Annotated in this window: 24 protein-coding genes; 3 read left to right on the top strand and 21 right to left on the bottom strand. The window is 52.0% G+C overall.

Going from position 1 to position 23,712, the window contains the following annotated elements; genetic code table 11:
* Positions 1 to 166: 166 nt before the first annotated feature.
* From phnP to OI69_RS18290, 14 genes are all read right to left on the bottom strand, one after another.
* Positions 167 to 940 carry a phosphonate metabolism protein PhnP gene (phnP, locus tag OI69_RS18355; RefSeq protein WP_039353929.1) on the bottom strand — a complete coding sequence of 258 codons (774 nt, stop codon included), beginning with the start codon at positions 938 to 940 and terminating at the stop codon, positions 167 to 169.
* A 38-nt stretch (positions 941 to 978) separates the two neighbouring features.
* A complete protein-coding gene (gene phnN, locus OI69_RS18350) occupies positions 979 to 1,548 on the bottom strand; it encodes a ribose 1,5-bisphosphokinase (protein ID WP_039353950.1) in 570 nt (189 codons plus the stop codon).
* Positions 1,549 to 1,550: 2 nt separating this feature from the next.
* A complete protein-coding gene (phnM, locus tag OI69_RS18345; protein ID WP_039353928.1) occupies positions 1,551 to 2,687 on the bottom strand; it encodes an alpha-D-ribose 1-methylphosphonate 5-triphosphate diphosphatase in 1,137 nt (378 codons plus the stop codon).
* On the bottom strand, positions 2,677 to 3,393 hold the full coding sequence (gene phnL / locus OI69_RS18340) for a phosphonate C-P lyase system protein PhnL (RefSeq protein WP_039353927.1): 717 nt from the start codon (positions 3,391 to 3,393) through the stop codon (positions 2,677 to 2,679). Before phnL ends, phnM begins: the two co-directional genes overlap by 11 nt.
* A gap of 21 nt (positions 3,394 to 3,414) precedes the next feature.
* Positions 3,415 to 4,203, bottom strand: coding sequence for a phosphonate C-P lyase system protein PhnK (phnK, locus tag OI69_RS18335; RefSeq protein WP_039353926.1), 789 nt, complete (start codon positions 4,201 to 4,203; stop codon positions 3,415 to 3,417).
* Entirely contained in the window at positions 4,200 to 5,084 is an 885-nt protein-coding gene (locus OI69_RS18330) for an alpha-D-ribose 1-methylphosphonate 5-phosphate C-P-lyase PhnJ (protein ID WP_052198407.1), read from the bottom strand. The genes phnK and OI69_RS18330 overlap by 4 nt, the downstream gene beginning before the upstream one ends.
* Positions 5,084 to 6,187: a carbon-phosphorus lyase complex subunit PhnI gene (locus OI69_RS18325; protein ID WP_039353924.1), complete on the bottom strand. Its 1,104-nt coding sequence runs from the start codon at positions 6,185 to 6,187 to the stop codon at positions 5,084 to 5,086. Before OI69_RS18325 ends, OI69_RS18330 begins: the two co-directional genes overlap by 1 nt.
* Positions 6,187 to 6,768 (bottom strand): phosphonate C-P lyase system protein PhnH, encoded by a 582-nt coding sequence (phnH, locus tag OI69_RS18320; protein ID WP_039353923.1) that lies wholly within the window; start codon positions 6,766 to 6,768, stop codon positions 6,187 to 6,189. Before phnH ends, OI69_RS18325 begins: the two co-directional genes overlap by 1 nt.
* Before the next feature lie 6 nt (positions 6,769 to 6,774).
* Complete coding sequence (gene phnG / locus OI69_RS18315; RefSeq protein ID WP_039353920.1) at positions 6,775 to 7,218, bottom strand: phosphonate C-P lyase system protein PhnG; 444 nt, start codon at positions 7,216 to 7,218, stop codon at positions 6,775 to 6,777.
* Positions 7,219 to 8,112, bottom strand: a complete 894-nt coding sequence (locus OI69_RS18310; RefSeq protein ID WP_039353917.1) for an NAD(P)-dependent oxidoreductase — start codon at positions 8,110 to 8,112, stop codon at positions 7,219 to 7,221.
* Between the two features lie 61 nt (positions 8,113 to 8,173).
* Complete coding sequence (gene aepY, locus OI69_RS18305) at positions 8,174 to 9,319, bottom strand: phosphonopyruvate decarboxylase (protein ID WP_052198406.1); 1,146 nt, start codon at positions 9,317 to 9,319, stop codon at positions 8,174 to 8,176.
* A gap of 213 nt (positions 9,320 to 9,532) precedes the next feature.
* Positions 9,533 to 10,465: a phosphoenolpyruvate mutase gene (aepX, locus tag OI69_RS18300; protein ID WP_039353914.1), complete on the bottom strand. Its 933-nt coding sequence runs from the start codon at positions 10,463 to 10,465 to the stop codon at positions 9,533 to 9,535.
* A 562-nt stretch (positions 10,466 to 11,027) separates the two neighbouring features.
* Positions 11,028 to 11,819, bottom strand: coding sequence for a nucleotidyltransferase domain-containing protein (locus OI69_RS18295; protein ID WP_039353910.1), 792 nt, complete (start codon positions 11,817 to 11,819; stop codon positions 11,028 to 11,030).
* A gap of 4 nt (positions 11,820 to 11,823) precedes the next feature.
* Positions 11,824 to 13,059, bottom strand: coding sequence for an RtcB family protein (locus OI69_RS18290; protein WP_154715584.1), 1,236 nt, complete (start codon positions 13,057 to 13,059; stop codon positions 11,824 to 11,826).
* A 189-nt stretch (positions 13,060 to 13,248) separates the two neighbouring features.
* Between OI69_RS18290 and rtcR the strand changes: the two genes are divergently transcribed.
* A complete protein-coding gene (rtcR, locus tag OI69_RS18285) occupies positions 13,249 to 14,844 on the top strand; it encodes an RNA repair transcriptional activator RtcR (RefSeq protein ID WP_039353907.1) in 1,596 nt (531 codons plus the stop codon).
* Positions 14,845 to 14,949: 105 nt separating this feature from the next.
* On the opposite strand, the gene OI69_RS18280 is transcribed toward rtcR, so the two are convergent.
* From OI69_RS18280 to epsC, 7 genes are all read right to left on the bottom strand, one after another.
* The gene (locus OI69_RS18280) at positions 14,950 to 16,434 is read right to left on the bottom strand and encodes a cysteine desulfurase (protein ID WP_039353904.1); all 1,485 of its coding nucleotides are present in this window, start codon (positions 16,432 to 16,434) and stop codon (positions 14,950 to 14,952) included.
* Positions 16,421 to 17,365, bottom strand: a complete 945-nt coding sequence (locus tag OI69_RS18275) for a family 2A encapsulin nanocompartment shell protein (protein ID WP_039353901.1) — start codon at positions 17,363 to 17,365, stop codon at positions 16,421 to 16,423. The genes OI69_RS18280 and OI69_RS18275 overlap by 14 nt, the downstream gene beginning before the upstream one ends.
* Positions 17,366 to 17,421: 56 nt before the next feature.
* Complete coding sequence (moeB, locus tag OI69_RS18270) at positions 17,422 to 18,597, bottom strand: molybdopterin-synthase adenylyltransferase MoeB (protein ID WP_039353898.1); 1,176 nt, start codon at positions 18,595 to 18,597, stop codon at positions 17,422 to 17,424.
* On the bottom strand, positions 18,594 to 18,884 hold the full coding sequence (locus tag OI69_RS18265; RefSeq protein ID WP_039353895.1) for a MoaD/ThiS family protein: 291 nt from the start codon (positions 18,882 to 18,884) through the stop codon (positions 18,594 to 18,596). Before OI69_RS18265 ends, moeB begins: the two co-directional genes overlap by 4 nt.
* 75 nt (positions 18,885 to 18,959) lie before the next feature.
* Complete coding sequence (locus OI69_RS18260; RefSeq protein ID WP_080752665.1) at positions 18,960 to 19,388, bottom strand: Mov34/MPN/PAD-1 family protein; 429 nt, start codon at positions 19,386 to 19,388, stop codon at positions 18,960 to 18,962.
* Positions 19,388 to 20,287 carry a PLP-dependent cysteine synthase family protein gene (locus tag OI69_RS18255; RefSeq protein ID WP_039353892.1) on the bottom strand — a complete coding sequence of 300 codons (900 nt, stop codon included), beginning with the start codon at positions 20,285 to 20,287 and terminating at the stop codon, positions 19,388 to 19,390. Before OI69_RS18255 ends, OI69_RS18260 begins: the two co-directional genes overlap by 1 nt.
* Positions 20,288 to 20,465: 178 nt before the next feature.
* Positions 20,466 to 21,431, bottom strand: coding sequence for a serine O-acetyltransferase EpsC (gene epsC, locus OI69_RS18250; RefSeq protein WP_052198405.1), 966 nt, complete (start codon positions 21,429 to 21,431; stop codon positions 20,466 to 20,468).
* Between the two features lie 517 nt (positions 21,432 to 21,948).
* On the opposite strand from epsC, the gene OI69_RS18245 reads away from it, so the two are divergent.
* Positions 21,949 to 22,266 carry a hypothetical protein gene (locus tag OI69_RS18245; RefSeq protein ID WP_039353932.1) on the top strand — a complete coding sequence of 106 codons (318 nt, stop codon included), beginning with the start codon at positions 21,949 to 21,951 and terminating at the stop codon, positions 22,264 to 22,266.
* A gap of 369 nt (positions 22,267 to 22,635) precedes the next feature.
* A complete protein-coding gene (locus OI69_RS18240) occupies positions 22,636 to 23,631 on the top strand; it encodes a LysR family transcriptional regulator (RefSeq protein ID WP_039353889.1) in 996 nt (331 codons plus the stop codon).
* Positions 23,632 to 23,712: the final 81 nt, after the last annotated feature.

Genomic DNA, 23,712 nt, shown 5'->3' with positions numbered 1-23,712 from the left:
AATTTACTATGCCACTACAGTAGGATGCGTGATTGCCTATAAAGGTAAAGTGGTTTCCAAAGCTTCACACAATCTCCGGGCCACCATCACGCTGAGATAGACGTCATTTCAAAACTAACCTTCCCCATAATTTCGTGCTCATGCCCTGATAGCGTTGTAAGTTTCTCTACAACCCCAACACCAGCCCATCATAAGCAGCATGAACGTTCTCAGGCAGCAGCGTTTGCGTGTGGAGCCAGCGATCCAGTTCGTGGCCGATGTGGGTCAGGTATAGGCGTTTGGGATTTAGCTGGGTGAAAACCTCCAGCGCGCGCGTGATGTCATTGTGGTTGCGCGGTGGCGTCGTCTGGGGCGGGTGGCTGCAATCGATAACCGCATAGTCCAGCGTGTGGGATGCAAGAAACTCGGCAGTGTCGGGCGGCAGCCCGATGGTGTCGGTCAGGTAGGCTAATGTATGCGTCGGCGTTTGGATGAGGTAGCCGTAGGTTAATTTGGAATGGATTAAGGGAACCGGCGTGATCCTGATGCCATCCAGTTCGAAGGGCTGGAAAGGCATCAGCGGTTGTTGAAAATGCAATATTCCCGGGTGCTTAAAGAGATCGTCGCAACCTACGTCATCCGGGGGGCCAAAGACAGGAATGGGATCGCCATAGCCCCAGCGCAGGGGAAATAATCCCTGAACGTGATCCATGTGATAGTGGGTCAACAGAATATGCCGGGTCGGATAGGGAAGCAGGTAAGGCGCTAGTTCAGGTAATCCCGCATCAATCAGGATGATGCCGTTTTGTGTGGTGATTGCCGCACAGCAGGCACGCCGCCGTTTTTTTTCATCGCGTTGCGCCTGCTGGCAAATCGTACATTCACAGCCAAAGGCGGGAACCTGCTGTGCGCCACCAGTTCCCAGAAAGTGAAAAACAATCCCGTCATGCTTCGCTGCCATCGGTTTTCTCCTGTTCTCCGGTACGTTTGCCACTCGCTCTACTGTTTGCTGTGCGTCTCACCGACGCTGTCACACGGCAGCAGCGACTGAAAGGCGGATAAGGTGCGTTGCAGATCGCCGTCGTTATTCAATAGCACACAGTCGTTTTGTAAGCGGCGTTGCTCTTCCTCCGCACGCTGCAAGCGCGTGGCAATTTGCTGTTCACTTTCTCGCCCTCTGTCATGAAGGCGCTGTCGCAGCGTCGATGCAGAAACGGTCAGGCATACCGGAAAGAGTGTATCGCCATAGCGTTCACGCGCCTGAGTCAGATACGCCCGCGAACCATTCACGATGACGTCGTTCCCCCGCTGTAGCCACTCATCAATCTCGATCCCGATGCCATAATGGCACTGGTGCGCCTGCCAATTGAGCGCAAACAGTCCAAGTTTCAGACGGTTCGTAAACTCTTCCTGAGTCAATGCAATGTGGTTCTCGCCTTGTATTTCAGCGGGACGGGTGATGTATCGGTGCGCCACCAGCAGGTGCGGTAGCGACAGTTGGCGGATTGCCCGGAGCAGGCTGTCTTTGCCTGCGCCGGAAGGACCAATCAGGTAGATGAGTTTAGCCATCATCAGAATACCCGGACGCCCTGACGCCACACGCGCATCAGCGTCATTTGTGGTGCGTGCCGTTTGACGAGCAGCAGATCGGCTCGCCGCCCTTCCTCAATACAGCCGCGATCGTCAAAGTTCAGCACCTGAGCAGGGTTGCTGCTGGCCAGCGCGATAGCGCGCGGCAGATCGTAATCATTGCGCTCATCTTCTGCGATCATGAACGCCGCCTCCAGCAGGCTGGCGGGATAATAATCCGAAGACAAAATATGAAGCACGCCGAGCGTCGCCAGATGGTGTGCCGACACATTGCCGGAGTGCGAGCCGCCGCAGATAACATTCGGCGCCCCCATCAGCACGTTCATTCCGACGCTGTTTGCCTGCCGCGCCGCGATCTCCGTTGTGGGAAACTCGGCGATGGCCACACGATGCTGATGGGCTTCGTTGATATGTTCCGGCGTGGCATCGTCGTGGCTGGCGAGAGTGATGCTTTTCTCGTGACAGAGACGAACGATGGCCTCACGGTTAGGCTGTGACCAGCGGCGTGACCCCGCCCGTTGCTCCTCCTCAAACGCATCCATTTGCTCGTCATTCAGGTGATACTTGCCTTTGTAATACTGATGGTATTTCTCTTTGGAAGAAAATTGCCGCTGCCCCGGCGAGTGATCCATTAATGACGCGAGCGCGACCAGCGGAATATCCGCTAACTGCTCAAAGAGAGGCAACGTATCCTGATGCGGCAGCTCACAGCGCAGGTGCAAATGATGATCCGCCCGATTGGTGCCCTGCTGCTGGCTGTACTGTATCGCATCCGTCATACGCCGCAGGTTCTCAAGCCGATGCCCGCCATCGCGCACATCCCCTACCGCAACGGCATCCAGCACCGTGGTGATCCCGCTGGAGATAATCAGCGCGTCGTGATTGCGCATCGCCGCTTCAGAAGGCCAATTAACACCGGGGCGCGGTGTAAAACATTTATCGAGATTATCCGTATGTAGCTCGACAAGCCCCGGCAGGAGCCAGGCCTGTTCCCCATCCAGCGCACTGGGATGGCAACTCGGCCTATCACTGATGTGGTGGATCACGCCGTTACGCACCTCCACCGAGCCATGAATGATTTCCTGTGAGAGCACCATATTGACGTTATTAATGATCATTTACGTTCTCCTGAGTGCGGGGAGTCATCGACATCGTATAAAGGTGGTCGGCAACATGCTGGCGCACTTCATCATCATGGAAGATACCGACGATGGCACACCCTTTGTCTTTCGCCTTGTCGATGAGCTGCATGACGGCCTGTCGGTTCTTGGCATCCAGCGAGGCGGTCGGTTCATCTAATAACAAAATGGGGTAATCACCAATAAACCCACGGGCGATATTGATGCGCTGCTGCTCACCACCAGAAAAGGTAGCGGGCGCGAGCGACCAGAGCCGTTCAGGGACATTCAGGTGCGTCAGCAATTCACCAGCGCGTAGTTCACTTTCCTGACGCGACATACCGCGTTCCAGTAACGGCTGGATGACCACGTTTAATGTACTGATACGCGGGATGACGCGCAGGAACTGGCTTACCCAGCCCACGGTTTCGCGGCGAATCTCCAGTACATGACGGGCGTCTGCGTTGACGATATCGACCCAACGTTGACGATGACGTACCCAGATATGGCCACCGTCAGGCTGATAGTTGCCGTACAGGGAACGCAGCAGCGTGGATTTTCCACTGCCGGAATGCCCGTGCAGCGCCACACATTCACCGCCTTTCACGGACAGACTGATATCGTGAAAAACCGGTAGTCGCGTGCCCTGCTGGTTATATAACACGAACGTTTTATCAACGTTCTCGATGCGTAATTGCGTATCCATCAAACGTCCTTTTGGCTGGATTTACAGAATGGAAGAAACAAGCAGTTGGGTGTAAGGGTGGCGTGGATCGTCAAGCACCCTGTCTGTTAACCCCTGCTCAACCACCTTCCCTCGCTGCATCACCAACAGGCGATGTGACAGCAGGCGAGCGACGCCGAGATCGTGCGTCACGATGACGACAGAAAGCTGCATCTCCACCACCAGCGTCCTGAGCAGATCGAGCAACCGCGCCTGCACCGAGACGTCTAGCCCACCGGTGGGTTCATCCATAAATATCAACCGCGGTGCCGTCACCAGATTGCGGGCGATCTGAAGACGTTGCTGCATCCCGCCGGAAAACGTGGTTGGCAGATCGTCCAGACGGTTTTCCGGCAGTTCGACGTTTTCCATCCACTGCGCCGCCTTACGGCGGATATCACCATAGTGCCGGTTGCCGATAGCCATCAGCCGTTCGCCGATATTGCCGCCCGCCGATACGGTGGGACGCAACCCTGCCAGCGGATGCTGCCAGACAATCCCCCATTCGGTGCGCACCAGCGCGCGCCGCTGCCGTTCGCTGATGTCATAGATCGAGAGCGCCTGCTGCTCGGCATTACGATAGATAACCTCCCCCTCCTGCGGCGCCAGACGCGCGGAGATCGCATTCAGCAGCGTCGTCTTCCCTGAGCCTGATTCGCCGACAATCCCTAACACTTCCCCCGGCCACAGTTGAAACGACACGTCGCGGAAGCCTTTTTCCGGCGCATATAGGTGTGTAAGGTGCTGCACATCAAGCAGAGGGGCATCGGGCGTGTGATATTCCGTCATCATGATTGCTTTCCTTCTGTGCTCTGACGCTGCTGACAATAGTCGGTGTCGGAGCAGACGAACATACGGGTGCCGTCATCATCAATCACCACTTCATCGAGGAAACTGTCGCGTGCGCCGCATAGCTCACACGGCTTGTCCCACTGCTGGATGCTGAAAGGGTGATCGTCAAAATCAAGGCTTTCCACCACGGTATACGGCGGAACGGCATAGACCCGTTTCTCGCGTCCCGCGCCAAAGAGTTGCAACGCGGGCATCCTATCCATCTTCGGGTTGTCGAATTTCGGGATGGGGGAAGGATCCATGACATAGCGATGGTTTACCTTCACCGGATAAGCATAGGTGGTGGCGATGTGCCCAAAGCGGGCAATATCCTCGTAGAGCTTCACCTGCATCACACCGTATTCTTCCAGCGCATGCATTTTGCGCGTCTCGGTTTCACGCGGTTCAATAAAGCGCAGCGGCTCAGGGATCGGCACCTGAAAGACCAGGATCTGATCTTCCTTAAGCGGCGTTTCGGGAATGCGGTGGCGAGTTTGAATCAGCGTCGCCTCACTGGTTTTTTCTGTGGTTGGCACATTGGCCACCTTACGGAAAAAGGCGCGGATCGACACCGCATTAGTGGTGTCGTCCGAACCCTGATCAATCACCTTGAGCGTATCGTCCGGCCCGATAATACTGGCGGTGATTTGAATGCCGCCAGTGCCCCAACCGTAGGGCATGGGCATTTCCCGGCTGCCGAACGGCACCTGATGCCCTGGGATGGCGATTGCTTTCAAGATCGCGCGCCGTATCATGCCCTTCGTGCTTTCATCCAGATAGGCATAGTTGTATTCCGTTTCTGATTTGCTGTCTTTCTGGCGGGAGGTAGCGGTCTGATCCATCACGGTTTACTCCTTGGCGCAGAAGCGAGGTATTCCTCACGTAGTCGTTTTAATAGCTCCAACTCTGACTGGAAATCGACGTAATGCGGTAGCTTGAGATGCGAGACAAACCCTGCGGCTTCCACATTGTCGGCATGAGAAAGCACAAACTCCTCATCCTGAGCCGGGCCGCGAATTTCCTCTTGATAATCGGCGGCCTGAAGGGCGCGATCGGCTAATGCCACCGTGATAGCCTTGCGTTCTGAACGGCCGAATGCCAGCCCATAGCCACGGGTAAAATGTGGCGCGCCGTCGACAGGTTTAACAAAACCGTTCACGGTTTCGCATTCGGTCAACAGGATCTCGCCGATATCGATGGCAAAACCCACTTCTTCGGCGACAATGCTGACGGTGATATAGCCCGTGCGAATCTCACCGACAAACGGGTGGTTACGACCATAGCCGCGCTGGGTGGAATACCCCAAAGATAAGAGGAAGCCCTCATCGCCGCGAAACAACTGCTGGAGACGCGCTGCTCGCGTACCGGGATAGCTCGGCGGATCCATCGTGATATCTGGCGGATCGCGATCGTCACTCGGATCTCGTTCAGGCGCGAACCCCTGTTGAGAAAGGAACTGAAACGCGTGAGCAATGTGTTCAGGAAGCGCGTCATTCTCCTCTGCGGCGTCAAGCCGTGGTGCGGCAGGCTCGTCGCCGTCGGCCAGCAGAGAGAAATCCAGCAATCGGTGGGTATAGTCATAGGTCGGCCCCAGCAGTTGACCACCTGGTAAATCTTTGAAAATGGCTGAAATACGACGTTCAAGACGCATAGTCGGCGTGTTGAGCGGCTGGCTGATTCCCCAGCGTGGCAGCGTGGAACGATAGGCGCGTAAGAGAAAGATGCTTTCCACCAGATCGCCACTGGCCTGTTTGATCGCCAGTGCAGCGAGTTGGCGATCGTAAATATTGCCTTCGGTCATGACACGATCAACGGCTAAATTAAGCTGCTGTTCTATTTGGGAACAGTCTAATTCTGGTATATCTGTACACCCGCGGCGGCGACAGGATTGTAGCTGGTGAGCAGCCTCAATGGCCTTTTCCCCACCTTTGACGGCAACGTACATTAGCATTCCTCCACATGGGTACTTCTGGGGATCGCAAAGAGCTTCTTCCCAGAGGTAAAGAGAAAATCCAATCCGGTAGGGAAGGTATGAGGGCGACTGCAAAGATAGTTCCTGACACTACCGGGCAACCGGGGGGAGATAATGCGATGTGTCTTGATACCCGGCCCGGTCAGTTTTAAACAAGGCCCGTCATGCATCCCTTCCACTTCTAAAATAACGGTGGTGGATTTTTCGGGTTCGGCTTCGCTACCGCAAGAGAGCGCCATCAGGTCATACGAAAAAGCATTTCCGCTCAGCAGTACAAAATAGGCATCTTCAAATGTTGTGGCGATCGGCACGTTCGTATGCAGGCAGAGCGTACGCAGTAACAGCGGGTTACCAATCCGGGGATCGATAAATAACGGCGTGGTATGGCTGGTCAGCGTAAGCAGTGTGGCAGCCGTGGCAGACGACATGGATTCCAGGCCAGAGACGCTCGGAACCGTAACCAGAGAACCCGGCTCGCTCATGGCCTTCACGATTTTGCGAAAACAAAGCTGTGTGCCAAATACGGGGTGGGCGAAGCCCGTCATCGTTGTCATGACAAATCATTCTCCCCTGACCAAAGTAAAGAAATTCACTCGACTGGCCGCCACTTCCCGCTGCTGCCGTTCCCGATGAGCGAGCTGCTGGTCTGCTAATGGCGTGATAATTCGTTCCCATATTTCATGAAAATAGGTGCGAGTTTGCAGAAGTGCATCGATCCAGGCGCAAAGCTCGGCATGCGGCTTGTTTCTTCCCGCGATGTAGCTGTAGCCACAGGTTCCATCCTCCAGTTCTACCGCCGCACGCGTCACCGTCATATCCCCCACAATAAAGCGCGGGCCATCAACCTCCATTCTTCCCTGCAACTGAATAAGGCCTATCTGCGTCGGACGCAGTAGCTGGTAATGCGTCGGAAAATGCAATGTGTTCCAGTATTCTTTCAGTGCGGCAGGATCGCTGTGAGCAAGAATGGACATCCAATATTGTCGCTGTGTTAACGTTGACATCTAGCACCTCCTCGACGGCAAGGTACGTGAGAGATAAGCAAAACAGGCGGTTTGATCCTGAGGCTCGGCCGAAAGCTCCGTTGTGCTTTGATAGAGCTGGCGCGCCGTATCAAAGAACTCGCTTTGGATCGGCGAACAACGGAAAAGCATGTTAGCCAGATCGAGATCTTTCAGGCGGATAGATAACGGGACTGACACCGTTTCACGGGGGTTCAGGTAGCGATCCAGCATGACTTCCATGTAGGTCGAACGCCCGCGCCCCAGCGTCAGCGCGTTTGCTAACACATCAGGGGCAATGTCGTGGGCTTCCGCCAGCAATAGCGCTTCTGCCGCCACCAGCAGATGCACCGCTTCACAATAATTATTAATCACCTTCATGGTCTGCGCGCTGTGGTTACTCTCCATCAGCACATAATGGTCCGACAGACTGGAGATGACGTCGTTAACCGAATCGGCAAAGTCACCCGCGCAAGGCCCGACCCAGGCGGCAAGCTTGCCCTGGCGTGCGCCCTCAGGCCCCCCCGATACCGGACATTCCACGTAATGCGCGCCATGCTGGTGAAAAAAGGTTTCCATCCAGCGGCTCTCTTCCGGCCCTATCGTGCTGATATTAAGTAACAAAGGACGATAGCGGGTCAGCTTCTGTATGACCTCCTCAGACTGAAAAACCTCACGTATCGCCTCTGCATCTTTCAGGCAGATGAGCACAACTTGCTTTTCCTGCGTGAACAACTGGTGCAGTTCAGGGACGGCTTGCGCGCCTTCAGCAGCAATATCGTTCGCTTTACGGTTAGTCCGGTTAAACACGCTGAGCGTGAAATGGCGCTGTAGTAATCTGAGCGAGATCGCTTTTCCTAATACACCAACACCAATTAAAGAAACAGAATGAGTCATATCGGCAATCCTTGTCGCTAGGGATGGGCAATACTCTGGGTATTGCCATGCATCACGAGGCTTAGGCTGATGTAGTAAGAAATTGCATAAACGCATCGCGATTTTGAGCGGGAGACGTCGCAGGCCGCCCCAAATCGCTACGGTGGCCAACGCGGCATCGTACCTCAATGAACTGACTACTTTGCGCCCGCAACGCCTGTTGCAGCGCAGTGCGCAAGGCTTCTTCTGTCTCAACGTAGTAGGTTTCCCCATAGCCGCTGGCCGCAGCGATAGGCGACAGCGGTAAGTGGGCCGCCACCGTGGGCTGCCCCCCCACCGAGTCATGGGCGCCGTTATTGATGACAATGTGTATCAGGTTGCTCGCCTGAGCCGTGTTCGTCAGCCCGCCCATGTGCATCAACAGCGCACCATCCCCATCCAGACAAATGACTTTCCGCTCCGGCTGGGCGTCACACAGGCCGAGTGCGATCTGGCTGGCCAGCCCCATTCCACCGACAGTCAGAAAATCTCGTTGATGCCCTTCCCCACGCTGTTCACGCAGTTCATAGAGTTCACGGGATAACATGCCCGTGGTACTCACGATGGGGAGATGAGAGGGCAGCACGTTCAGACATGCGCCGACGATGGCTTCTCGCCGCATCAGTGCCGATTCGACCGCCGGATTGGCAGGCGCAGCTACCGAAGAAAACGTGTTTTTTCTCACCACCAGTGCGACAGGGCGGTGTTCATCATGTGCACGCTGGAGCAGCGCCTGAATATCATCCCACGGTGGCGTGTTATGGCTATCCAGCACAATATGTGGAATAGCCAGCACATTGAGTTGAGGCAATGTGACGCGCCCCTGCATCACATGCTGCGGCTCATCGTGCTGCTGCTTACCGCCGTCATCAACCTCGCCGCGCCAGCCAATCACCAGTAACAGCGGAATGCCATACACATCGGGTGTAGCCAGAGAGCAGAGAGGGTTGATCGCATTGCCCAACCCCGAGTTTTGCATATAGACCACGGGTAGCGTTCCCGTCGATAGATAATGCCCAATCGCCATTCCCACCGCACAACCTTCATTACTCGCGATACGGTGAGCAAGCCCATCGTGATTACTGCCTATCGCCAGGCAAAATGCTTTTAATAATGAATCAGGAACACCGCTGAAAAAATGCACCCCGCGCTGAACAAGAAATTCGATGAGCTTATTCGGATCAGTCACAATAACCTCCGCGTCGCGTCACACTGTATTGAACAATAATAACGACGACATTTTTAATTATTTTTAGACAACCTAGGGAAATAACCACCAGAATCAATAAAATTATTTATCACAATGATTAATTAAAATGCAGAGAATGATCTTATATAGATATTCTCATGAAAAAAAACAACAATGTAATAAAAAAATTATACTGATATACCATTTATTTCGCTATCGTGTACCGGGTATAAGATCCAGGATGTCTTTTATCGACATGCATTTATCCTCGACCTCCAGCGTTCGACCATGTTTGAGAATTTCAGGTAAAATAGACTTCATGGCAGGATAAGCTGCTCGTAACATATGGTTTGCATAAATAACGATATTGAATCCACCATCAATCAGTTGATCGAAAGTAATATCGTTAAAACTGGTCGGGACACAAACCAACGGCAAATGCGGATAATGTTCGCGGAATTGTTTAGCGAAAGCTAAAATCTCAGAGGGGTTCTTCTGCCGACTGTGGATCATAATTCCATCAGCACCCGCATCAGCGTAACGCAGGGCACGATTTATCGCATCTTCCATGCCGGCGTCCAGAATCAGGCTCTCAATACGCGCGATCAGCATAAATTCGGGCGTAAGCTGTGCTTTTTTGGCGGTGGTAATTTTTTCGCAAAAATCCTCTACGGAAGCCTGCGTTTGCTTTACCTCGTTGCCAAATAAAGAGTTCTTCTTCAGACCCGTTTTATCTTCGATAATCATAGCGGAAATACCCAAATTTTCCGCGGCACGGATGTGATGAGCTAAATGCTCAGTTTGCCCTCCGGTATCACCGTCAAAAATTAATGGACGGGTGGTGACATCAAATATTTCCGTAATAGCATGGAAACGATGACTCATATCCACCAATTCTGTGTCGGGTTTTCCCCGTAGAGTAGAATCAGTGAGTGAACTCGACCAAAATGCATCAAATTGATAATGGACATCACCATCTTCATAAGCAGCTTGCTCTATTAATAAAGCAGACAATGGACTGTGAGCCTCCATCACGCGAATGCCTTTTTGCTGCTGTAATAATTCACGAAGTGCACTACGACGAGAACCCGGCGTGCACCCCTTATAAGAGTCCATTTGGGTATAATTAGATAAAATGCTAGACATGGTTATCTCCTATGTACCATAGAATTGAGGGTTAATTTCCCTAGTAAACCAAGAGCAAAAATTAAAAGATCACACTGCTTTATATTTATTTAAATTAAATATACCAACAGGGTGATTCTATTCATTGAAAAAAACTCTTCAATAGGGTTGAATATTTTTCGTTTATTTTTTAATTCTTCTTATCTTGTTGAAAACAAATAAATTTAAGACAGAACGCAATCACCAAAAAAGTTCATCCTCAATATAAATAAAAAAAATTAAATATAATTGACCAGAAAAATTATTTTAACAGATTATTATCTCGACAATAAAACCCTCATGTAGGTGAAAACTCCACAAAGAAAAATCATGATACTTACTGGTTTTTTTGTCGGTGATACCATGAAAATGCCGTCCTTTGCTCATGACGAGAAGCGGAACAGGGTGATACTGCATCCAGTGAACCAGCGTGTGCTGGCAGATAAGCGTTGTTTGGCAAGGACACTCGCTTTTCCAACTGGTGCAGTAATAAATCGTACGATGCTATATTCCTTTCTCTTTTTTTCGTCGCCCGACAAGTGCCTTACATCATTACCGCCCGATACAGCAGTGCATCCAGCATCGAATCGTCAGCAGCCTTACTGTCTGGCAACATAGCCGGGTTATCAGCATCGTTCAGTATCTGCGTGATGAACGCGTGGATAACCTCCCGACGCGGGCCGTATTCCGCTTCACCCGAGCGTTGCTTGACCTCCAACAGTTGATGAACTTCAGCCAGCAAACGCGGATCGTCCACCGTTCCCGCAAGCAACTGTGAGAAACGCATCGGCGGCATCCCTTTTCCCGCCTCTATCCAGCGCACCACCAGCAACGGGCGCAGGACGTAGAAATACTTTTTAAGGCGTACCGTATCGTTTTGCAGATAACCGTGAAAGTTTTTACGTGCCATCGACAGATAGTGCCAGCGTGCTTTAGACGGCGAGAACCAGGTTGGCACCGCCGCACGCAATTCGGACATCACTTTCCGCTCTTCCTGATAGACCACGGGCGAATCCAACCACTCGATCAGTGTCGGGTTAGCCCGTTTAAGCAGGCCGAGCGCTTTACGCCATTCCCAGCCGCAGACATCCAGCTCATCGTCAATGGGCAGTTCTATCACATCGCGTTGCGCTTCAACCCGCAGATACCACTCTGGTCGATGGACGTAGAGAAAGCGCACGTCGTAATCACTATCCGGGGACGCGAATCCCCAGCCACGGCTGCCCGACTCACAAGCATAAAGTACTTTGACCTGATAACGTTCTTCTATGTCCTGTAAGACTAATTTTATCCGCGTTCGCATAGCTGCATCGACGCGATAATCCTTTTCCGTCATGATCTTATCCTTTCACACACACCACCTGACGCAGCGTATGCACAATTTCCACCAGCGATGACTGCGCCGCCATCACCTTATCGATATCTTTGTACGCCATCGGAATTTCATCGATTACGTCGCTGTCTTTTCTGCACTCAACGTGCGCGGTCGCCCGGATCTGATCTTCCACCGTAAAACGCTTTTTCGCCGCAGTACGGCTCATCGTTCTCCCCGCGCCGTGGCTACAGGAACAGAAGCTCTCTTCGTTTCCCAATCCGCGCACAATGAAGCTCTTCGCCCCCATCGACCCCGGAATAATCCCCATTTGACCCTTCTGCGCCGACACCGCACCTTTACGCGTAATCAGCACTGATTCGCCAAAGTGCGTTTCGCGCTGCACATAGTTATGGTGGCAGTTCACACCTTCCTGCTGAGTGGTAAAGGGCTTCGTCACAATACGAGACAGCGCCGCCAGCGTATGCGACATCATCACTTCACGGTTATGACGGGCAAAATCCTGCGCCCATTCAACCGCTTCGATGTAATCGTCGAAATGCAAGCTGCCTTCCTCGAAGTAGGCCAGGTTACGATCCGGTAGATTCGCAATGTGCTGTTGCATATCTTCCTGCGCCAGCTTGATAAACAGCGATCCTATTGCATTCCCGACACCACGCGACCCGCTGTGCAACATCACCCAGACGCGATCCACTTCATCCAGACAGATTTCGATAAAGTGATTCCCCGTTCCTAACGTTCCCAGATGCTGATAGTTGTTGGTTTTCAGCAACTGCGGATATTTATCCGTCAAACGTTTAAAGCGTGGTTCCAACAGTGACCAGTGCGCATCCACCGTCTGCGGCGGGTTCTGCCAGGAACCGACATCACGCTTGGAACGCGTTACGCTACGTCCGTGCGGCACCGCTTGTTCAATCGCGCTACGCAGCCCCATCAGGTTATCCGGCAGGTCGCTGGCAACCAGAGATGTACGCACGGCAATCATCCCACAACCGATATCCACCCCGACTGCCGCGGGGATAATCGCGCCCCGCGTGGGGATCACGCTACCAATCGTCGAGCCTTTTCCCAGATGCACATCCGGCATCACCGCCAAGTGTTTAAAAATAAACGGCATTTTAGCCGTATTCAGCAGTTGAGCATATGCTTCCGGCTCTACAGGCACGCCCTGTGTCCACATTTTTACCGGCGCACTATTCACTGGCGACATCATGTCGTAACCCAACGTTTTCATTTCTTCCATTTTTTATTCTCTTTGTTTGTCATTGTTCGTTGTGAATATTGCGAAAGGCATGCCAACGTTATAATTCAGATCAATAAAAATATAATATATTGATAATTAAAGAATAAAAAATTATCACTGCAACTAGCGCCAACCCCCAATAACAGATAAATTTATCCAATAGGATAAACAATTATATAAAGGTATAACATGAAGCGTCGCGTCATCATCGGAGTGCTGGGCACCACGCTGGATAAACGGGGTAAACGGGCAAATCGCTGGACGAAATGGCGACCGACTGTCGGCCTGTGTCAGCAGCCGGATTTCCCGGTCGACCGGCTGGAACTACTGCACCAGCCGCGTGATGAAGGGATGGCGCAACAAACGGCAGGCGATATCACCGAGGTATCGCCGCGCACACAGGTCGCACTTCAGGCCGTTGAACTGCGCGATCCGTGGAATCTGGAAGAGGTCTACAGCGCCTTTCTCGACTTCGCGAGCCGCTATACCTTCGACACCGAGAATGAAGAGTATTTCGTCCACATCACCACTGGCACCCACGTCGTGCAGATTTGCTGGTTCCTGCTGACGGAAGCCCGCTACCTGCCAGCCAAGCTGCTGCAAACCGCACCGAGTGAAAAAGCGGATCGTCCGGCGCCGCAGGGTATCTACTCCATCATCGATCTGGATCTCAGTCGCTATACCACCCTTACCAGCCGCTTCCAACACGAGCAGGAACGCTCTATTTCGTTCCTGAAATCGGGTATCGAAACGCGCAATGCCACGTTCAACGCCCTGATCGACCAGATTGAACGCGTCGCACTGCGTTCCACGGCCCCCATGCTCCTGACCGGCCCGACCGGTGCGGGTAAATCCTTTCTGGCACAGCGTATCTACCAACTACGTCAGTCACGCCATCTGGTCAACGGTCGCTTTGTTGCCGTCAACTGCGCCACGCTGCGCGGCGATAACGCCATGTCAACGCTGTTCGGTCACGTAAAGGGGGCCTTTACCGGTGCATTACAAGCAAGAAGCGGGCTGCTGCGTGAAGCCGACGGCGGCATGCTGTTTCTGGATGAAATCGCCGAATTAGGATTGGATGAACAAGCAATGCTACTCAAGGCCATTGAAGAAAAAAGATTTTTACCGTTTGGTTCAGATAAAGAGGTCAGCAGCGATTTCCAATTGATTGCTGGCACACACCGCAACCTGCGCGAGTGGATCACGCAGGGAAAATTTCGTGAAGATCTCTACGCCCGCATCAACATGTGGACCTTTCCCCTACCGGGACTGGCGGAGCGTCGGGAAGATATCGAGCCTAATATTGACTATGAAATCCAGCGCTTCGCACGCGACAACCAAATGCAAATCCGTTTCGATAAAGAAGCGAGTCAGCGCTACCTCGCCTTTGCCTGTGCGCCGCAGGCCGCATGGCGTGGCAACTTCCGCGAGCTAGGCTCCTCCATCGCCCGTATGGCGACGCTGGCGGAACAAGGTCGCATCACCGCCGCACTGGTGGAAGAAGAAATTACCCGTCTGCAAACCAACTGGCAGAGTGATGCCCTACCCGCTACGCTATCACCCGAACTGCCGCCCGAATTCACCAATATCGACCTCTTCGAGCAGCGCCAGCTTGAAACCGTACTCGATGTCTGCCGCACTTCTCATTCACTTTCCGAAGCGGGCCGTCGGCTGTTCGCCGTCTCACGTCAGCAAAAACAAAAACCTAACGACGCTGACCGACTGCGTAAATACCTGGCACGTTTTGGGTTGAGCTGGGAAGGGTTGAGGCGGGGGAAGGCGTAAAATACATTTCCTCACTGCGATTCACCTTCTACACAACAAGATGTGACACACGCCGACGAAAAAAGATACCGCTCCTGCCAAAAGCCAGAGCGGTACGGGAAGGCGTCAGCGTGCTGCCAGTTGTGAGATCTTTTCTGCCAGAAAATCAATTTCCTGTGGCGTGTTATAGAAAGCGAGAGAAGGCCTCACCGTACTTTCATAGCCAAAGTGACGCAAAATAGGCTGAGCACAGTGGTGTCCAGAGCGTACGGCAATCCCCGCCTGACTGAGGTAACGCCCTATTGCTTCGTTTTCATGGCCTTGCAGCACAAACGACAATACGCTGGTCTTCTGGGCGGCGGTGCCGATCAGTTTAAGCCCTGGAATCCGTGACAATTTCTCAATCCCGTACTCCAATAGCGCATGCTCATACTGGGCGATATTCTCAATCCCCAGCGCAGTGACGTAGTCAATAGCCGCGCCAAGCCCGACGGCGTCAGCAATATTCCCCGTTCCGGCCTCAAATTTGTTCGGTGCCGGCTGGTAGCGTGTCAGTTCAAAGGTCACATCAGCGATCATATTGCCGCCGCCCTGATACGGGCGTGCCTCCTCCAGCACCTCCTTTTTGCCATACACCACGCCGATGCCAGTAGGCCCGAAGATTTTATGGCCGGAAAAGACAAAGAAGTCGGCGTCCAGCGTCGTCACATTCACAGGGATATGCGAAATTGACTGGGCACCATCAATAGCAATGCGTACACCAAAGCGGTGGGCGATTGCCACCAACTCCTGTATTGGCGTCACAGTTCCCAACGCATTGGAAACGTGGGTAGCCGAAACAAAACGCGTTTTGTCATTGAACAGGCGAACATACTCTTCAATAATCAACTGCCCGTGTTCATCCACTGGTGCCACACGGATCACCGCGCCAGTCTCCTGAGCCACCAATTGCCACGGCACAATATTGGCGTGGTGCTCCAGCAACGTCAGGATGATCTCATCTCCTGGACGTAACAACGGTTTGACATAGCTTTGGGCAATCAAGTTCAGCCCTTCTGTCGTGCCGCGTACAAACACAATATTGTCCGAACTGCCTGCCCCGATAAAACGAGCCACTTTATCCCGTGCAGCCTCGTAAGCATCGGTCGAGCGCGCAGCCAGCGTATGCGCCGCACGGTGAATATTTGAGTTTTCGTGCAGGTAAAAATGGCTGATACGATCAATAACCTGTTTTGGCCGTTGAGTGGTCGCCGCATTGTCCAACCAGACTAGCGGCTTGCCATCAACCTGTTCAGACAGGATCGGGAAATCGGCGCGGATCTGTTCCACGGGAACATGCCCAACACGCGCCAGCGGTGCAGGCACGGATGAAGACGCTGCGCCCAATCGTTGTACCGTCGCGCCCGAGGGCACAATGATATCCTGACCGTAGGGAACCACTTTCGGCGCATAGGCCGGATCCGGCGTACCCTGTGGACGGCTTCTGTTCCCCAGTAATGCAAGCAAATCGCGCTCGTCCGGCAGGCCGTAATCCCGGGCTGACAGCGGGCGCTCACCACTGCCTGGCCACGGGCCGGGGATACCCGGCAGAGAAAGATTATTCGTAGTCATAATATTCACCTACTTCAACATCTTCCAATACGGCGATAGCATCATCGGCCAGAATGGCAGCGGAGCAATAGAGTGAAAGCAGGTAAGAAGCAATGCCATTGTCATCAATGCCACGGAAACGTACAGATAAACCGCGAGATTGTTCATTTGGCAACCCTGACTGATACAAACCCAGCACGCCGCGCTTGGCTTCACCAGAGCGAATCAGCAGAATGTTGGTTTTACCGCCCTTACCTTTCGGGTTCTTCAAACCGTCAACGAACAGCTTGTCCGACGGGATCACAGGGATACCGCGCCATAGAATAAACGTTCCGCCGTGCAGGTTGGTCGTAACGGGCGGAACACCGCGGCGAGTCGCTTCACGGGTAAATGCAGCAATAGCACGCGGGTGAGCCAGGAAAAATGACGGCTCTTTCCATACTTTAGAAATCAGCTCATCCAAATCATCCGGCGTCGGCCGTCCATTGCGCGTCTGGATCCGCTGAGAATCAGCAATATTCTTGAGCAGGCCATAATCATCGTTATTAATTAGCTGGCTTTCCTGACGTTCGCGCAGGCTTTCAATCGCCAACGCAATTTGTTCGGAAGCCTGATCGAACGGTGAACTGTAGATATCCGCGATTTTGGTATCGACATTAATAATCGTCGCGAGAGAATCCAACTGATATTCACGCGGCTGCGTTTGGTATTCGATATACCCTTTAGGGATTTCAGTCTGGGTTGGATCCTGGCTGCACAGCGCATCCAGCGGCGTATCGCCTTCCACCACTTTGTTAACGCGATAGATCCCGGCTTCTAATCCCTTGTAATCCAGAAAATTGCTGACCCAGCGCGGGGTAATTGCCCCAAACTGCGGTGCTGTTTTGGTCACGTTGGCGAGTTGATACGCGGCGTCGCGTCCCAGAGCGTTCAGAACGTTTTTATCTGTCATGATGTTTTCCCTTAGGTTTTACTTTCAATAAGTGATTTTTACACTGCCTTGCGTTTTCAGTACTGCGGCAGGCGGGTATCCACATCCTGCGCCCACGCGTTAATGCCATCTTTCAAATTTAATACCCGACCGGTATAGCCCGCCCGCTGCAAGGCACGTATCGCAAACAGACTGCGCTGCCCGATCTTGCAGAGGAACACAACATCTACAGCGGGATCGAACTCGTCGATACGACGCACGATCTGCCCGAGCGGAATCACCTTGGCATCAGGGAACTTCACGATCGCCCGCTCGTGTGGCTCACGAATATCGATCAGCTGTAGCGGTTTCTCCGCATCCAGCCACGCTTTCAACTCACGAGCCGTGACGCTTTCGATAGGCGCCTCTGCTTCGTTAGGTTTTAAGCCACAGAACTCCTCGTAGTCGATCAGCGCATGAATTGTCGGGTGCTCACCACAGACTGGGCAGTTGGCGTCCTTTTCCAGCTTTAGCTCGCGTTGCTTCATCTCCCAGACGTCGAATAACAGCAGACGCCCGACCAGACTCTCACTGCCACCGACGATCAATTTGATGGCCTCTGCTGCCTGAATGGTGCCAATAATTCCTGGCAACACACCGACTACGCCGCCTTCAGCACAAGAAGGCACCAGCCCAGGAGGAGGAGGCGTCGGGTAGAGGCAGCGATAGCACGGGCCTGCTTTGGCATAGAACACACTCGCCTGACCTTCAAACTGAAAAATAGAGCCGTACACATTAGGTTTACCGAGCAGTACGCAGGCATCGTTGATGAGATAACGGGTAGGATAGTTGTCGGTGCCATCAACAACGAGGTCGTAATCGCGGATGATATCCAACGCGTTTTTACTACTGAGCTGCGTGTTGTAGGTCACGACCTCAATATCTGGATTAATGGCGCGAATTTTATCTTTGGCGGAGGCCACCTTGGGGCGATCGATATCCTTGGTGCTGTGGATGATCTGCCGTTGCAGGTTGGATACGTCGACAAAATCGAAATCCACGATGCCGATGGTTCCTACGCCTGCGGCGGCCAAATACAGTGCGACCGGTGCACCCAGCCCACCCGTACCAATCAGCAATACGCGTGCACTTTTCAGGCGTTGCTGCCCTTCCAGCCCGACTTCCGCCAGCAGCAGATGGCGGCTGTAACGCGCAATCTCTGCGTGGGACAGTTCCGTTAGACGGTCGTCGGAAATAATGCTTGGAATACTCATGCCCGCTCTCCGGCACCACCCGCAATGGCAGGCACCAGAAGGACCTCGTCGCCACTTTTAACTGGCGTATCTAAACCGCCAGTGGTTCTTATATTGGTTTCACCTACGTATAAATTGATAAAAGCGCGCAGCGAGCCATTCTCTTCATAGAGATGCTGATGGATATCGGGATAACTAGCAGCTAATGCCGCCACCAGTTGCCCAACCGTTTCACCTTCCAGACTCACTTTCCCCTGACCGTCAGTAAAAGCGCGTAATGCGGTCGGAATCAATAATGTCACTGCCATCGTTATGCTCTCTCTACCATGTTCAACATCAGGGCACATCGTCCCTATCACTTTGTTACTGCTTATCACTGCCGATCACTGCGCAATCTCGACCACTTCCTGTTCAAAACGCTGTCGATCCTGCGTCAACCGCCAACTGGTGAGATCGGTAGATTGCCCCTTGGCAACAGCAACGATGATATAGGCGTAAAACGGCAGGGCATGCTCACGGTCATACTCAGACGGAATGGCTGGATGATCCGGGTGCGAATGGTAGAAACCCACCACGTCAATGTCCTGCGCTCGCGCCGTACGTTCTGCCAGTAGGTAGTCATCTGCCGTGATGATAAAACGGTGATATTGCTCCTGCGCCTCGCGCGCGTTGACGATGGGCAGCAGCGCCGTCACTTGTGCATCACCGTTTTTGTCAAAACTCCCCAACAGCGCACCACAGCACTCATTGGGGTACGTCTTTTCGCCCTCTACCCGGATCAGGCGCTCCGTTTCTGCGGTTAATCGAATCATTAGCTTTCATTCCAAAAAGGATCTGCCAGATAGCGCGAACCGGTATCACAAAGCAGCGTCACGACCACCGACCCACTCGGCAACGTCTGAGCTAACTTCAAGGCCGCTGCCACATTGGCACCCGAAGAGATGCCAGTAAAAATACCTTCACACTTCGCCAGATGACGAGTGGCGGTATAGGCTTCTTCCGTCGTTACCGTCACCACGCCGTCCTGCAACGTTTCATCCAAAATGCCAGGTTTGATGCTGCTAGCCATATGCTTGGTGCCCTCAATACCATGTAGAGGAGACGCAGGCTGTACCGCAAACGTTTGAATAAGAGGGTTTTCCTGCTTTAACCGCCGCGCACTGCCGACAAAGCTGCCAGAGGTGCCCATGCTGGTGATGAAGTGCGTAATACGCTTGTGCGTTTGCTGCCAAATTTCCCAACCGGTCGTGGCAAAATGTGTATGGGAGTTAACGGGGTTATTGTATTGATCGGGATAAAAATAACGTTCGGGGTCTTGTTCCACCTGCATTCTTACCGCCAGATAAGCACCATCGGAACCTTCTAGCGGATCGGTTTCTACGATCGTCGCGCCGTAGTGGCGAATAATCTGTTTACGCTCATTGCTGGTGTTCTGCGGCATATAGAGCATGACGTCATACCCAAGTGCCGCGCCGATCATCGCGTAGGCGATGCCCGTATTGCCGCTGGTGGCGTCAATGATTGTCTTTCCATGCACGAGCTTCCCCTGAGCAATACCGTCAAGCACCATAGCTTTTGCTGCCCGATCTTTTACTGAGCCGCTGGGATTCATAAACTCCGCTTTTGCCAACAGAGAAACACCCGGCGTTTTTTCAGAAAAATACGGCAGTGCTAACAATGGCGTATTTCCGACAAGATTAAGAATACTCATACTTATTTCCGTAAGCAGGGCGATTTATTCTTTATTTTGAATTAAAGAAAACATAAATCCGTCTATTTTAAAAAGTAGAGATAATCATAATAAAAGATTATTAATTATCACTTTGCGACAAAAAAAACGCCAGTGATATTATATTCCGGCCAAATAACCATAAAGATAAATTAAAAAATCAAATCCCATCGCCATCTTTATATTGGCTTTGTAATAGGCTGGCTTGTCGAATATTGCTGTCCGGCGGCGTGTCACGAGTTAACCACACGTTACCGCCAATACTCGAACGTGCACCGATAGTAATACGCCCCAACAATGTCGCGCCCGCGTAGATCACCACATCATTTTCGATAATCGGATGGCGAGGATAACGTTTTTTCAAATTACCATTGCTATCGGTAATGAAGTTCTTGGCACCCAGCGTGACAGCCTGATAGATACGTACTCGTTTTCCAATCACCGCCGTTTCACCAATCACCACACCTGTGCCGTGATCGATAAAAAAAGCCTCATCAATCTGCGCGCCGGGATGAATATCGATACCCGTCTGGCTGTGAGCTTTCTCCGTGATTATCCGCGCCAGTAGCGGGAAATCCAGTTGGTAAAGCACATGGGCTAAACGGTAGTGAATGACGGCGTGAATACCCGGGTAACACAACAGCACTTCATCAATGCTGCGCGCAGAGGGATCTCCCTGATAGGCTGCCAGAATATCACTGTCGAGCAGTTTGCGTATTTCAGGTAACTGCGCAGCGAACTGCTTAACTCGACTAATAACATCTCTGTCGCCAGTCGCCGTATTACCCCGATGAGATGATTCTCCAGCGTTATAACGCTGTTCCAATAATGCCTCTTCAGCCAGCCGATCCAGTACGTTACCCAATAGATACCCCACGTAATAATCCTCACTCTCTTTTTTGAGATCGGTGGCACCTAAACGCATGGGGTACAAAATTTTAAATAACGTATCGACAATACTACTAATATTCTCTTTCGAAGGGAAAAGACGCTTATTACGATAATCACTCTGTAGGTATTTATCACGCCATTGCTGACGAACGTCTTTTAATCCATCAACAATGCTGTCTAAATGCCAGTTGATATTTTCCTGTGAAGGATAAAAAATTTCACTCAATTGTGGCATGGTGTTCTACCTCTTAAAAACAGCATTACAATAGATATAATAAAAAGTTCGTAATCTATGGAATAGATCTAATTAATTAGAATATGAATTTGATAGTGTGCTTTGCCGATCGGCAAAGCAAATGATTTTATTATCTTTAAATAGCCGATTTTTGAATAAATGAAGTCCACTGAATAACGACTTTCTCAGAACCCATCTCATTTTTGCGGGAACCGTTCCAAAACGTGCTGTAATTCCACTGTAAATCCATCCACCCTATTTCACGTTTTTCTCCGTTGGCATAGAGTCTCTGTGCTGCGCCAACATCCGCAGCCGGGCTTGGAACCCCGACTATCTAGAACTGAAAACGCTTTGTTTTTTCAGGGGCTACGAGCACACTCTAATCCGTGGCTCAGGCAGGGCAACCGCAAAGTTGGCCGGTCGCTAGATCCGGTGTTCCAACCCAGTCTGAGCCACATCTTTAGTTTGGAACCTGAAGGCGTGATGAAATAATTATCTAGCTATGGAAGATTTAATCATGACGGACACTCACGCCACACCCGCTGACAGCACCATTACCCTTTTCCGCGATTTGGTCGCCAGCCTGCCTTTTGCACAGTTAGATGATGTCCAGCTCTGCGACCTCGGCGCGATTGCCGCCGAATCGGTTGAAGGTCTGTGCCTCGGCCTGAATTACCTCGGCGACACATTGCAAAATGACGTAGAACTGCCGCAGGAAAGCCTCAGCCAGCTCGGTGCCTGCCTCAACGCCACCGCACACCTGATTCCGGCACTACTGGAAATGTGTGAACAGGCGGAACGTCACGTCGGACAAAAATGTCAGAGACGTTTTTGAACGGCGTTTGAGCCGTCCCGAGTCGGGCGCGTGCTACGAGATAACATGAACACTAAGGCGTTATCGCGCACGAAAACGTCTCTCAGACTGCATAAAAATATGACTAAAAAGCAGCCACAAAGGGGAGCGCCAAGCATCCGCAATGAAAATAAAACCGATGCCCTAGCACAGTCACTCCGTGTAATTCATTTCACCTTCAGATCCGCTAAAGCTAAAAATAAGAAAAAATTAATCAGTGATGCAACCTGTATTTTTTCTGAAGTTAGCCGACTATTCTTACATCAGTTAGCAGGGTCGTTGTCAGCGAGATGAGGTAGACTAACGCTTCATATTTTGACGACATTCACCTTGCAGCGTAGGCAAACTTACATGGTTAAACGCACAGTGTCCGCCAATAAATCGATCGATATGTACGCCGTCTATGTGTTTGTCACGATGGCAGAAGCAGGAAGTATGACTGCCGCCGCCACACGGTTAGGCCTGACCCCCTCTGCCATTTCGCAGACGATTCGGTTATTGGAAGAGGATTTTGGCGTTAAGTTGGTTAACCGGGCGCGGCGTCCTTTTGTCCTGACTCCCTATGGTATTGCTCTGAAAAACCGTGGAGAAATCCTGACGGAAGAGATCGCGAACCTCAAGGCACAAGTACTGGAAGCAGGAAAAGGCATTAAGCCAGACTTACGTATCGGCCTGGTCGATTCATTTGCCATCACCTGCGGTTCCGTGTTTACCAAAAGTTTGATGAAGAGTTCATCACAGTTACTGATTCGTACCGGACTCAGCCCACAGCAAGGTGAAGCGTTAATGCGTCGCGAACTGGATTTGATCGTCACCAGTGACCCGATGATCGACAGCGATAGCGTGGTACGCCATCAGTTGTTTTCCGAAGGCTATTTCATCATCACGCCGCCGGATTACCGCAAACGCCTCAAAACGGTTGAGGACATCCGCGAGCTTTCCACCACGCTGCCGCTGGTACGTTTTAACCGGAACTCGCAGATTGGCATGCAGATTGAGCGTTATCTGCGCCGCATTGATATCCGCGTACCAAACATGCTCGAATTTGATAATGCGGATACCTTAACGTCGATGGTAGCGGCAGGTATCGGTTGGGCGGTGACCACCCCGCTCAGTTTTCTGCAATCCGTTGCGCACTCCCGCGAAGTGCTGACGCATATGCCGGAACAGTTAAACATCAAGCGGTCGCTGTATATTGTCGGGCACCGCGATGAATACAGCGCGTTCTTTGAAGAAGCGTGCGATGTTACACATGACATTATTAAAACCGTATTTATTCCAAAACTGAAAACGCTGAACCGCGGAATAGAAAAACTGGTTGAGATTAACCCGGATAATACGGAATAACCGATTAGGTATAACTATTAACGATTGGGAGACAAGACGAAAATGGAGGAATATATCCCCCCTTAGCCGTTTAACGATGCG

The organism is Pectobacterium fontis, from assembly GCF_000803215.1.
In the GTDB taxonomy this organism is placed as follows: domain Bacteria; phylum Pseudomonadota; class Gammaproteobacteria; order Enterobacterales; family Enterobacteriaceae; genus Pectobacterium; species Pectobacterium fontis.
This window is presented reverse-complemented; position numbering and strand designations above follow the sequence as displayed.